This window comes from Clostridium porci, from assembly GCF_009696375.1.
In the GTDB taxonomy this organism is placed as follows: domain Bacteria; phylum Bacillota; class Clostridia; order Lachnospirales; family Lachnospiraceae; genus Enterocloster; species Enterocloster porci.
This window is the reverse complement of record NZ_VUMD01000008.1, coordinates 1-12,778: the sequence shown is the minus strand read 5'-3', so window position 1 is coordinate 12,778 and position 12,778 is coordinate 1. Positions and strand designations below refer to the sequence as shown.

The 12,778-nt window shown below is 43.4% G+C and carries 13 protein-coding genes; 12 read left to right on the top strand and 1 reads right to left on the bottom strand.

Going from position 1 to position 12,778, the window contains the following annotated elements:
- The first annotated feature begins 165 nt into the window (after nt 1-165).
- The 6 genes from FYJ39_RS10220 to FYJ39_RS10195 all read left to right on the top strand — a co-directional run bounded on the left by FYJ39_RS10220 (nt 166) and on the right by FYJ39_RS10195 (nt 7,060).
- On the top strand, nt 166-1,611 hold the full coding sequence (locus tag FYJ39_RS10220; RefSeq protein ID WP_235919792.1) for a serine/threonine protein kinase: 1,446 nt from the start codon (nt 166-168) through the stop codon (nt 1,609-1,611).
- Nucleotides 1,575-2,189: a hypothetical protein gene (locus FYJ39_RS10215; RefSeq protein WP_235919791.1), complete on the top strand. Its 615-nt coding sequence runs from the start codon at nt 1,575-1,577 to the stop codon at nt 2,187-2,189. Before FYJ39_RS10220 ends, FYJ39_RS10215 begins: the two co-directional genes overlap by 37 nt.
- 104 nt (nt 2,190-2,293) lie before the next feature.
- Nucleotides 2,294-2,560, top strand: a complete 267-nt coding sequence (locus FYJ39_RS10210; RefSeq protein WP_154472376.1) for a hypothetical protein — start codon at nt 2,294-2,296, stop codon at nt 2,558-2,560.
- Nucleotides 2,561-2,865: 305 nt separating this feature from the next.
- On the top strand, nt 2,866-4,545 hold the full coding sequence (locus FYJ39_RS10205; RefSeq protein ID WP_154472375.1) for a glycosyl hydrolase family 18 protein: 1,680 nt from the start codon (nt 2,866-2,868) through the stop codon (nt 4,543-4,545).
- Between the two features lie 258 nt (nt 4,546-4,803).
- The gene (locus FYJ39_RS10200; protein WP_154472374.1) at nt 4,804-6,261 is read left to right on the top strand and encodes a metallophosphoesterase; all 1,458 of its coding nucleotides are present in this window, start codon (nt 4,804-4,806) and stop codon (nt 6,259-6,261) included.
- Nucleotides 6,262-6,328: 67 nt separating this feature from the next.
- On the top strand, nt 6,329-7,060 hold the full coding sequence (locus FYJ39_RS10195; RefSeq protein WP_154472373.1) for an N-acetylmuramoyl-L-alanine amidase: 732 nt from the start codon (nt 6,329-6,331) through the stop codon (nt 7,058-7,060).
- A 694-nt stretch (nt 7,061-7,754) separates the two neighbouring features.
- Here FYJ39_RS10195 and FYJ39_RS10190 read toward each other — a convergent pair.
- Nucleotides 7,755-8,489: a hypothetical protein gene (locus FYJ39_RS10190; protein WP_154472372.1), complete on the bottom strand. Its 735-nt coding sequence runs from the start codon at nt 8,487-8,489 to the stop codon at nt 7,755-7,757.
- 136 nt (nt 8,490-8,625) lie between these two features.
- On the opposite strand from FYJ39_RS10190, the gene FYJ39_RS10185 reads away from it, so the two are divergent.
- The 6 genes from FYJ39_RS10185 (at nt 8,626) to FYJ39_RS10160 (ending at nt 12,753) form a co-directional block, all read left to right on the top strand.
- Nucleotides 8,626-8,868: a helix-turn-helix domain-containing protein gene (locus FYJ39_RS10185; protein ID WP_154472371.1), complete on the top strand. Its 243-nt coding sequence runs from the start codon at nt 8,626-8,628 to the stop codon at nt 8,866-8,868.
- Between the two features lie 335 nt (nt 8,869-9,203).
- The gene (locus tag FYJ39_RS10180; protein ID WP_195840411.1) at nt 9,204-9,587 is read left to right on the top strand and encodes a helix-turn-helix domain-containing protein; all 384 of its coding nucleotides are present in this window, start codon (nt 9,204-9,206) and stop codon (nt 9,585-9,587) included.
- Nucleotides 9,588-9,747: 160 nt separating this feature from the next.
- Nucleotides 9,748-10,002: a hypothetical protein gene (locus FYJ39_RS10175; RefSeq protein ID WP_154472369.1), complete on the top strand. Its 255-nt coding sequence runs from the start codon at nt 9,748-9,750 to the stop codon at nt 10,000-10,002.
- Between the two features lie 46 nt (nt 10,003-10,048).
- On the top strand, nt 10,049-10,828 hold the full coding sequence (locus tag FYJ39_RS10170; protein ID WP_154472368.1) for a hypothetical protein: 780 nt from the start codon (nt 10,049-10,051) through the stop codon (nt 10,826-10,828).
- Nucleotides 10,818-11,576: an ATP-binding protein gene (locus tag FYJ39_RS10165; protein WP_195840410.1), complete on the top strand. Its 759-nt coding sequence runs from the start codon at nt 10,818-10,820 to the stop codon at nt 11,574-11,576. The genes FYJ39_RS10170 and FYJ39_RS10165 overlap by 11 nt, the downstream gene beginning before the upstream one ends.
- Nucleotides 11,577-11,745: 169 nt before the next feature.
- Nucleotides 11,746-12,753 carry a hypothetical protein gene (locus tag FYJ39_RS10160; RefSeq protein WP_154472366.1) on the top strand — a complete coding sequence of 336 codons (1,008 nt, stop codon included), beginning with the start codon at nt 11,746-11,748 and terminating at the stop codon, nt 12,751-12,753.
- Nucleotides 12,754-12,778: the final 25 nt, after the last annotated feature.

The window sequence follows — 12,778 nt, the reverse complement described above, 5'->3', positions numbered from 1 at the left end:
AAAATTATGGAAGACTAATTTTTTGAAATATCGCTTCCCCATATATAGATGCTAAATCGACTATAGACAAGATGAGGCAATTAGGGTAAACTTGCCATGAGAGATGGTATTGCTACAAAGGAGGGGTGAGTCAGGAGCACCGTTTTATTTGGAAAATACCGCCTGTTGCATATCTTAGGAACCGGTCGGACAGGAACCGTATGGCTGGCAGAGCATTTGGGCCTGGAGGAATACAGGGCTGTCAAGTGTGTGTCCAGAAAGAATGGGGACTATGAAGCTTTTCGCAGGGAAGCCCTCATTTTAAAAGAACTGCGGCATCCTGGAATTCCTTTGATTTACGATTTAGAGGAAGACGACCAGTATTTCTATTTAATCGAAGAATACCTGAAAGGGGATTCTCTCTATACCCTGATTACACGTCAGGGTACTCTGCAGGAAGCAGACGCAGCCCGCTATGGTATGCAGATCTGCGGACTGGTAGAATACCTGCACTCAGCAGGTGAATACCCAATTCTATATTTGGATTTACAACCAAACAACCTGATAATCTGTGATGGAACTGTAAGGCTCATTGATTTTGATCACGCAGCAGAGAGCCCGGAGGCCAATGAAAGCCGTAAACGGTATGGAACCGTAGGATGCGCAGCTCCTGAACAATATACTTCTGACCAGATATTAGACCAAAGGACTGATATTTATGCCATTGGTGCAGTCCTCCGATTCATGACAGAAGGAACCCTAAGGGAGAGAGAAGAAAGCCAGGCAGATTTGACCGAAGCATTTATGCAGATTATCAGAAAATGTATGGACCCGGACAGAGAGAAGCGTTACAGCGCCGCCAAGGAAGCAGGACGTGCTTTGGAGCAGCTCTGTGTCAGAGGAGTGCCAGTGAAAAAAGAATCTAAGGAAATACCGTCTCTCAATGTAGTTTTGACAGGAAGCAGGCCCGGCGCCGGAGCTACCCATCTTGCCTTTGGCTTGTGCCGGTATCTTACAGCACAGGGGTATAAGGTATTATATGAAGAATGTAACCGTTCTCAGGCAGTGCATGCATTGGCACGGCTTGGTAGCCTGCGGCCTGACGCTTATGGAATTTATAATGTGCAACGGTGTTTTATGAAACCCTGGTATGGGCCCGCAGTTCGACTCAGAGAACCGGAAGGGTTTCAGATGGTATTAAAAGACTGCGGAACAGACTGGCAGCTGGCAAAGGCAGAAGCCAGAAAAGGAGGGGTGGCTTTGCTTGCGGTAGCGGCCGGAAGCCTGTGGGAGCAGGAAAAGGTGGTGGGAATGTCAGAAGCCCTGGAGGAGGAGCAGGAAGAAGGAATAAAAATGCTTTTGCTGCTTCGACATATGAACGGTGGACGTTTTAAGATGCTGGGACTTGAAGGCAGGATTAGAGGGCTGATTCGGAAACGGCCAGGGATGGAGGTTTTCGGAGTACCTGAGTTTGCAGACCCTTTTTGTCTGACAGAGGAGGCAAAGCAATGTTTGCAGACAGTCTGGGAAGCCGCTGCCGGCAACTCAGGAAGGAAAGGCGGGAGAACAGGCTGGGCAGAAAAAATCAGAGAAGGATGGGCGGCCTTTATAACCGCGGCAAAAAAGCCGTAAACCAATACAGGGTCATTGGAATTGTAGGAGCAGGACGGGGAACAGGAGTAACACACCTGGCCCTTTGGATGGCTAATTATCTGGCCAGCTCCCTTCAGCGCAGGACAGCGTTCATTGAATGGAATGGTCATGGAAGCCTTGGAAGGATAGAGGAAATTCTCAGCCGCACCTATGGAAGGAATGTAGAGTCACCAGATACAAGGTACACATTTTTTGGGGTTACGTACTACAAAAATGGGAACTCACATGTGCTGGCAGCCTGCATGGATGGCACTTATGATGAGATTATCATTGATTTTGGAGAAATGCGGCCATCTGTACGTGCGGAATGGCTCAGATGCACGGTGAAGATGGTAGCTGGATCTTTAAACGAATGGAAGCTGGGGGCATTTTTGGAGCTTTTAGCAGAGGAGGAGAACCGCAGAAGGGGGTGGATATATACGGCTGCCTTTGGCAGTGAGGACACCAGAAGAGAGATTGAGAAGCGGTTTCGGATTTCTTTGCTTCGGGTTCCGCTTTCAGTAGATGCCTTTTCAGTCGACAGAAGGGCTATGGAGTGGTTTGAACGAATTTTGTGAAGAAAAGCAAGGGGATAGGGCAAGGCTGCTTATAAGATATGTCACGATATGCCTCCTTGTAGGCAGCTGATGTCGGAGCCTGTAAGTAACCAGAGGATGAAAGTATGATGACAAAAAGCGAATATGCTGACAGCAAGAAGCGTCAGCAGGCCTTTATGAAAGCGCTAAGGCAGTATCAGGAAAAGGGAGGACGTATTCTGGTCGATGGAGAGGAGGCGGAAGAATCGGATTGGGAGCGGATATTTGAAATGGGGGAGGACGGGGGCTGCTATATGGGTGATTACATAGGCGCCTCTCCAGGATGCCTAGATGAAATTCATTTTAATAAGGTAAATTTGTGGGGGCCTTCCACCAACAAGAAAAGGAAATGATAAAATAAGGGGATAAAGCAAATGCGCTGCCATGAGTACCATCTCAGCCTGTGCAGCCAAAGCCGGCAGAGCGTTTGCCCCCATCAGCAAGCCAGGCGGACATAGGGCTTGTCGCCTGGCTTGCTATTATCAGAGGTAAATACCCAGCAGTTTTAAGGCTGTAAATAAATATGCTTTGCCGGATGGTTGCAGAGGGATGTGCCAGAAGAGATATGCTGGCCGTAACCAAATTGTAAATAATTAAATGCCCCATTCACTGTATTTTGTGATAGAATAAATACCATCAGATAATGACGGAGGAAAGAATGAGCAGAAGAAAAAAAGACCGAGGCTGCGGAATGATAGCGCTGGTTCTGCTGCTTTTTGTACTGGCAGGGGGAGTCGTCGGATTTGTATATGTAAAACGGTATATGCCAAGCAATGAACTGGCAGATAAAGAGAAGATATTCAGGATACAGGACGGTCGAGTGGCTTTGCTTTTAGATAATGAATTACAGGATGCCAGAGGGATTTACGAGGATGGTCAGGTCTATCTGCCGGTGAAGTGGGTTAATGAACATCTCAATCAGCGTTTTTACTGGGATGAGAGAGAGCGGCTTCTGGTATATACCCTGCCGGATACCATTGTATATGCAGATGAGAATGCCATGGGAGAGAAGGGCCCCTTGCTTAAGGTAACTTCAGAGGGGATGTTCCTGTCTTTGGGGTTGGTACTGAATTATACAGATATACGGACAGAGGCTTTTGTTACCAGCCAGATTAAGCGAGTGTTTGTAGATACCAGCTGGGAGCCCTATGAGACATCAGTGGTGAAAAAGGAGGGACGGCTCAGGGAAAAGGGAGGAATCAAAAGCCCCGTTATTACAGATGTGTATGCGGGGGATCAGGTGGATGTGCTGGAGTCTATGGATAAGTGGGCCAGAGTCAGAACCAAAGACGGTTATGTGGGATATTTGGAAAACCGCAGGCTGGAGGGAGCAGGAACAGTGACACCTGAAAGTCAATTTGAAGCGCCAGTATATACCAATCTGTCTATGGAGGAGAAGGTACGTCTGGGATTTCATATGGTAACAACAGAAGCTGCCAATGCCAATCTGGTCAATGTTGTAGAAAATACCAGGGATATGAATGTAATTGTGCCCACCTGGTTTAATGTAAAATCCAATGACGGAACCTATACCTCTCTGGCCAGTAAGGAATATGTAGATAAGGCCCATAATATGGGACTTAAGGTGTGGGCTATGGTGGAAAATGTCAGTACGGAGGAAAGCATTAAAAATCTGGATACAGAGGCGCTTATGTCCTCTACCAGTACCAGAAAAAAACTGATAGAAAATCTGATGAAGGAGGCAGACACCTACGGCTTTGACGGATTTAATCTGGATTTTGAAAGCTTTAAAGCGGAAGCAGGCCCTCACTATGTACAGTTTATCAGAGAATTGTCAGTATCCTGTAGGAAGAAAGGGCTGGTGCTGTCGGTGGACAATCCGGTTCCCTCTTCCTATTCCGCTCATTTTAACAGAAGAGAGCAGGGAATAGTAGCGGATTATGTGATTATTATGGGCTATGATGAGCACTACTCAGGCGGAGAGGCCGGCCCAGTATCCTCTATTTCGTTCGTAAAAAAAGCCATAGAAGATACGCTGAAGGAGGTACCAAAGGAGAAGGTAATCAATGCAGTTCCCTTTTATACCAGAGTATGGACGGTTTCGGGCGATACCACCACTTCCAGAGCTTATGGAATCCAGGAGGCTAAACAATGGGTGGAGGCGAATAATGTAGAGCTCACTTGGGATGATGAGTTGGGGCTTTACCGCGGAGGGCTGGACGGCAACGATGGAAAGCAGTATATCTGGATGGAGGAGGAGGAGTCCATGAGTCTTAAGATCAAGGCTGTCAGGGATGCGGATCTGGCAGGAGTTGCCTGCTGGAGACTTGGGTTTGAACCCACGGATATCTGGGATATTATCTCCACTGTAAAATAGTTGGATTTTTCAAGGCAGCAGACATCAAGCGATCGGGCTGCCAAACAATGGAAATCCCTGTACAGCCTGAATTTAACGGGCTTTCATCCCGGACATGGCAGGGATTCGCAAGCAAAATAATTGATCATCAAAAGGACACAAGAGGGGGAATAGGCTTTTTGGATGTAAAAATGCCTGGAAACCTCGATTTTACAAGGCTTACATCAATATAGAGAGTCCAAAACTTGACACTACCAAACTAAGAGCAGAGGGAAAAGCATGATAAGATGGAACAGGAGTGTAGGCGCAATCTTAGCGGCAGTCTGGTGCTGGATGATGGCAGGTTGCAGCGTCCAGACAGGGGGAGAATCTCAATGCCTGTCCTTCAAGGAACCAGTCACTGAAACCCTGACTGAACCGGAAACTCTAAAGCCTACCCAGCCAGCTCCTTCGGAGATAGAGCCATTTTCTGGAGGGAAGAAGGTTAAGGCGGAACCCTTAGAGGGAGGGAAGCGGATCGTGATTATGACAGATATTCATTATCTTGCAGCCTCTCTTACTGATAAAGGGGACATGTTCCAGGCTATGGTAGACCATGGGGATGGAAAGCTGACCAACTATGTGCGGGAAATTACAGATGCGGCATTGGAGGAGATACAGCTTCTTAGCCCTGATGTTCTGGTTATTAGCGGGGATTTGACCCTTCAGGGAGAAAAACTAAGTCATGTGGAGCTGGCTAAGAAGCTGGAGGAAGTGGAGAAGGCTGGAATTACAGTAGCAGTGATTCCTGGTAACCACGATATAAATAATCATAGTGCAGCCGCCTATTCCGGAATAGACCGATATCCGGCAGAGCCTACGTCACCGGAAGATTTTGAAAGGATATACAAGGATTTCGGATATGAGGAGGCTTATAGCAGAGACAGCAAATCTCTCAGCTATAGCTACGATTTAGGACCGTCTATGCGGCTCTTAATGTTGGATACATGCCAGTATACTCCCAGGAGCCGGGTAGGAGGAATGATTAAAACAGAGACCTATCAGTGGATTGAGAAGCAGCTTGAAGAAGCCAGAGACCAGGGAGTTATCCTGCTGCCTGTGGCTCATCACAATTTGCTGGATCAGAGCAAGGTTTATGTAGATGATTGTACCATCGAGCATAGCAGTGAGCTCATCGACATGCTGGAGGGGGATAATATATCATTGTTTTTAAGCGGTCACCTTCATGTACAGCATTTTATGCAAAACAACGATATAGGTATTTATGAAATTGTAACCAGCTCCTTGTCTACGCCTCCATGCCAATACGGAGTGCTGGAGTATATGGAGGATGAGACATTTGCCTACAATACAAATAAGGTAAATATAGAAAAATGGGCCAAGAAGCGCCAAATAAGGGATAAGAACCTAATTAATTTTAATACATACAGTCTTTCCACTCTGAATCGTATTTTTTATAATCAGTCCTATGACGCTATGAAAGATTCCAGAGAGGAGGAAGCAGGAGAGATTTTCGTACAGTTGACAGAGAAAGAGAAGCAGCAGATGTCCAAGGCCTATGCAGATATGAATGAAGCTTGCTATGGAGGAAGGGCTTTTGAGGTGGTGGAGGAGGTGGTAAAGCAGCCAGGATATAGGTTGTGGCAGGAGTACTGCTACCCCATTATTCCCTATGAATATCTGGAATATATTGTAGAAGACGCAGTGATGGATTATAATCATCTGACCGTAGACTGAAACCAGGTTCATTTTCCAGAGAAGGGGTGAATATACTGGATTAAAGGTTATTAGGGAGCGTCCATTGATGAAGCAATCAGCATGGCAGACCATTATGGGGATAGTGCTGCTTGGTATCGTGGCATTAATATCTTGGCAGACAGGAACACTGGTAACGGTTCAGACCCAGGGAGCAAAGGCGGATCGGAAGCAACCGGTGGTAGTCATAGACGCGGGACATGGGGGGAACGATCCAGGCAAAGTAGGAATCGACGGACAGCTGGAAAAGGATATTAATCTGAAAATCGCTAAACGGTTGAAGGCGTACCTGGAAGCCTCCGATGTAAAGGTGATTCTCACCCGGGATAGAGATGTGGGACTTCACGGCTCCGGCGGTAGCTATAAAAAAATGGCAGATATGAGAAAACGGTGTGATATTATAACGGAAGCTGCCCCGGATCTGGTGGTGAGTATCCACCAGAACAGCTATCATGAGGAGTATGTGTCAGGAGGTCAGGTATTTTATTATAAGAACTCGCAGAAGGGGAAATTACTTGCGGAGCTATTGCAGAAACGCTTTGATTATGTTATGGGAGATGCCAACAGGAGGATGGCCAAGTCCAATGACAATTATTACCTTCTCCTTCATGTGAAGGAGCCTATTGTAATAGTCGAGTGCGGATTTTTAAGCAATTATAAGGAAGCGGCGCAGCTGGAACAAGAGGATTACCAGGATAAATTGGCTTGGACCATACATATTGGGATTATGGAGTATTTAAATACAGTCACCCAAATAAACCAGACAATTCAAAAGAACTAAGGGACTCTTGGACTGGTTCATGACATATCCTATTCGCAATACGTCTTAGCCGTTGGATATTGTGATCGATATTCATGTCTGGTCTGATTTTATGTATACTGATATAACTCCAGGATAATTCGTAATAAAGAAATATATCTTGAATATATAGTATTTCGATTATAATGTTTCGGCTGCAAGTGGGCATACTGTTGATGTGTAAAAAATACTGTTACCAATACAAGAAAAGCAATTTAAGGAAGGATCTGGAGAAATAAACAAAATGAGTTATTGCAAATATTCCAGAAAAGCGTGCTCTATATCTCTATATTCTGAAACAGTTGTTGCCGAGTAAAAAAATTACTGTAGAACTTATTGAAACAGCTTTAGGAGCCGAGCAATACCGTTCCTAATTTTACACCAGTTTTCCGATAAAAAAGGAACTGGTAACAAATAAAAAAAGCGCGAGACGGGATTCGAACTCTCCCAATGTCGGGAAAGCTAATAAAATCAAGGAGGAACGCATACTGTCTAACGTGTGTCTACAGGCTGTCTACAACTTAGAAATCGGAGAGGAAAGCTGTCAAGGGGTCTGCGGAGCAGATACATTTTACCCCTTTACTGCTTGTTATAGAGGTTGATAATGTTTCAAAATTGTAAAGGAGGTTGATAGAACAGTTTTTCTCTATCAACCTCTTGTTTATTTTCTTATCTTTTATCGTTTAAAAATACTGACTGTGTTATCGTTTTTTTGCCAGCGAGTTGGCGTACCATCCCATATGGTAGATGCTGAAGTTGCTCCTTTTACTTTAAGTGTATCTCCTTCAATACGTAGTTCACAAATATACTGCTGTAAGTCTGCGCCGTCATTATATAACTCAGAATAGATATCTGAATCACTTAACTTACCAGATTCAAATATATAGGAATCCCCATCTTTTTTAAGTATTGCTTCTGAACCTTGAACCTCTGCTCCCCAAATCTCTGCTTTTACTGTATTTTGGTCAATTTCAGTTAAAATATAATATTCTACAGTTGCGTCCGCTTCTTCTGGTTTCCACTCTATAAAATCGCCATTATAGTAAAAACCTATATGGGTATATTTCCCATCTATATTTGAAGTTTCATTATTAGGCGTTTGTTCCGTGACTTTTGTTTCAACTTGTCCATTGTTTACCCATGCTCCATCAGCATTTACATTAAATCCATCCGGCGTCACAGTATTTGTCAGTAACCAACCATTCGTATCGAAGTAATAGCACTCTGCTATCCCATCATTATTCCCATCAATCCATTGCCAGCCGTTATTTGCGTATGTACCGTCTCCGTTATCATACCACCAGTTGTTTTGATTCTCTCCTTTTCCAGTGCTCCATGTTCCGGCAAAAACATTTGTCGCCATTACTGCTGATAAAATTGCGGTAACAACTGCAAACTTCGTGAATTTCATTTTGAAATCCTCCTTTTATTTTATTGTTTCTTTAAGATACATATTACCACACTTTTTAAATATACGCAACAGCGTATACGATATTGCGTATAAAATTATATCCTTTTTATAACTAAAACAGAAAGGATATAATAAAATGAATGTAAAAGACGCAACTGCAAAAAGAATTGAACTACTCTGTAAAGAAAGAGGTATAGCATATAATGAGCTTGCAAATATATGCGGTCTAACACCATCTACTGTTTATAGTATCTTTGATTCAAGACGAAAGAATATTACTTTATCCACAATTAAAAAAATATGTGATGGCTTTGAGATTACATTGGGAGAATTCTTCACCCACCCCCTTTTTGACGCATTAGAACAGGAAATTCGATAAGTTACTAATGATTTTTGAGGGGATATTGATAGATAATATTGATAGATTTTTTAAATAGTTCTTGCTTTTATACTGAAAATGTGCTAATATAGACCTATTAAACAGTGAGGTGATTATATTTGTAAAATTTAAATTTAATTAACAGCAGATGATTTTTTCCTGCATATATGCTTGCGCGCCTATTGGCCCGTGGAAATTGTTGGTTCGATTTATTCGAATTTAGCGTTGATTCAGTTAAATCAACGAAGTTTTCCAGCGGGGATAATAGGTTTTTTTGTTTCCCTGTGGATTTTAAATATATGAAAAATATGAAAGTCACAGAAAGGAAGCAAATAATGGCAAAAAGCAACTATAAAAATAGAATGGCAGAAAGCATTTACAAGAACCGAGCCTATGAAATAGGCAATACGTTGGCTCATTTAAGGCAGGAAAAAAATCTTAGCATTCGTCAACTTGTTGCTCAACTAACCAGCGGGCGAAAAAACGACATAAGCGTCACTTTGTCAGAATCGCAGTATAAACGGATTGAAAATGCTGAATGCTTTATGAGCGCGGAGATTTTAATGGCTTGCTGCCAATTTTACGGGGTCACGGCTGACTATATTTTATTCGGCAACACTGATAGTACGGAATATACTCTCAGCCAATCAGACGCACAAATAATATGTTCCTATTTGAAATGGCAGATTGAATCCATTAAGAAAAAAAGTACCATCTAAAGTAACAGCCTTGCATTTGTTGCAAGGCTGTTTTTATGGTCTAAAATAGTCCAAAAGCATTGATACTAAAGTCCTCAAAATTGGTATGATAACATCATCAAATCAACATGACGCGCGACATGATGACATAAACAAATTAAAACAAAAAAGGAGAATTGATATGCAAGTTACAGCAAAAGTACTTCTCTTGGGGAAAGTCCAGAAACTCTGGAAAGACGCCAACGGAAATTCACACACAGCCTTTGTCGGAAATATTGTTCAGAACAACGGGGAAATTATTGATACGCTCCGGCTGACGCAAGAGCAATATAATATGTTGGAAGTCAATCAATCATATATTGTCAACGCAGACTTTGGCGTAGGTAAAAACGGCGGATATTTACGGGTGGTAGATATTACCCCGTCCAAAGCCTAAAGAAATCAAATGCCCTCGCCAATGGCGGGGGCAGAAAGGAAAACTTATGTTTAAGAAATTACAGGAATTGTATCATTCAGCTAATGAATCTATTAAAAAGGCTGCAAAGAAAACCCAGTCCGCACTTCAGGATAAGAATTCCATTCAGAAGTTAGGTACTATTATCATCGTCCTACTGTTAATAGCCGCCGTTCTAGGACTGACTGGTTTTCTGTTTCTCTCGGTTTACCGCTTTATTGACAACCACATGGGCGAATTAGCGATTATTGGTATTTCTATTGCTATGTTTTTCGCATGGATTCAGTCCGGTAGGGAACAGAGAGAAGCAAAACGGCGCAAGGTTCTTGAAGAGAAGTACAAGGCTTTAATGCCAAAAGCAAATGCTGTTTATGAAAAGGTGGGCGGCTTTATGGGTGATATTTTACGGGATAAAAGCCTTGCGTCCTTGATTAACCTCGCAAATCCATCGAACCTTTCCAATATTATTATGGAAAACCCAGCACAACGGATACAGATTAAGCCGGACGGCACCGGCTATCTGCTGACATATCGTGCCAACAAATTGTCAATTACCAACTTAATCCCGGAGCATATATTGACTATCCGGGATGTATTGCAGGGAGCCATTAACCAGAGGATTACATCCTATGGAATCAATGGATTGTGTCCGCCAAAGCAGAATACGTTTCTTCATGTAATGGGAGAACCATCAGACTGTCATACGTATGTTACGTTCTGTCTTGATTATGATGAGGAGAAAATTAACGATTCTTATAGCGCAGCACCGGTATTCAGTACGTTCAACGATAGCACCTATGGGTATTGATATTGAAATTCCTATTGTACTTGATGATTCTTTTTGCCTATTAAATTTGCGCAAAGAAATCATCTGGAAGCCAGAACGCACTCCACATATTATCGTAGTGGGTGCAACAGGTTCAGGCAAGACATATTTATGCAAACTAATTTTAGGGAAAATATCCAGATATTGCTCAGATAGCGAACTGATTGTATGCGATATGAAAGCCGATAACGACTATTCGTTTTTGCAGAAAGCCGATAATTATTACCGATTCATGGACTGTGCGGATGGCTTAAAGAAAATCAGCAACATGCTCTCAGAACGACAGCAGGGAAACTCTGACCGGCATTTTACTATACTATATTTTGATGAATGGGCTTCGTTCATCAGTTCTTTAAGTACCGACAAAAAAGCCGCCGCAAATGCCATGCAAGACCTATCAAGGCTTCTGATGATGGGGCGCAGTTTTAACCTGCAAGTTATCATTAGTCAGCAAAGGGCAGATGCCAGCACTTTTGGAACCGCCAGAGACAACTTCAATCTTGCTATCGGTCTTGGAAACATGTCCAAGGAAAGTCAGCAAATGTTATTCTCTGACTTCCGTTCTGAAATGCTCCCAGACCGCATTAGAGGAACCGGCTACATGCTTTCCAATGGCTCTGATTTCCATGCTATCCGTGTTCCTGCAATTAACCGCATGGACTTACTGGAATCGGATATTATCGCAGGAGTAACACGCTATGAAGCGTCCAGATCGCCGTGCGAAGCGTAAGGCGTTCTGGACGTGGAGCAGGGGCAATCCCCTGCTCCCATGCCGAAGTTGTTAGTATTACCACAACTTCGGTGTCAGTGTCAAAATTACAAAAAATCCTTTAAAATCAATGGTTCCGGCATACCCCCGATTGTGTCGGCTCTGTGCCGGAACATAGAAAGGAAATATCATGACAACCAAAAAGAAAAATACCACTAATAATCGGCGTAGCCGAAAGTACCAATTAACATTTAACAACCCAGAGAAGCACAAGAACTGTTCCCATCAGGCGATTAAAGAAAAGCTGTCAAGCTGGGAGAATATTATTTACTGGTGTATGTGTGATGAGATCGCAAAAGCCCCGCATACCCACCTGTTTGCACAATTTAAGAATCCGGTTTATTTTTCCAGCATAAAGAAGGCTTTTCCATCTGCCCATATCGAGGAAGCGCAAGGAACGGCAGAAGAAAACCGGGCATATATCCGCAAAGAGGGCAAGTGGGAAGATACGGAAAAGGGAACCACAAATTTAAAGGATACCTTTGAGGAATGGGGAACCATGCCACAAACGGGACAGGGGCGAAGAAGCGATTTAGCCAACTTATACCAGATGATTAAGGACGGCTATTCGAATGTAGAGATTCTGGAAATTAATCCTGACAACCTGCTGAACCTACAGCACATTGATAAGGCACGTTTAGAGATACTTTCCAGCCGCTACAAGGCAGAACGGCGCATGAACCTATTAGTAACCTATGTGAGCGGTGCAACCGGCTTTGGAAAGTCCAGATATATCCTTGATAATCACGGCGATTCCAATGTATACCGGGTAACGGATTATAAGCACCCATTCGACACCTATTCCGGGGAAGATGTGATAGTTTTTGAAGAATTTAGAAGTGATTTACCAATAGGCAATATGCTGAACTATCTTGACATTTACCCTCTGCAACTCCCTGCAAGGTACAACAACCGGCAGGCCTGCTATAACTTCGTGTATGTCGTTTCTAACTGGAAGTTAGAAGACCAGTATCATAATATCCGCTTGGAGCAGACAGTGACATGGAATGCCCTTATGCGGCGTATTCATAAGGTTAGGATATACACGGCTCCCGGTGAATGGCAGGAATATGACACTACTGATTATCTGCATGGATTCCAGCCGGTTGACAGGGCAGATACACCATTTAACAATTAAATCTGACAGGCGTTGGGACTTCACA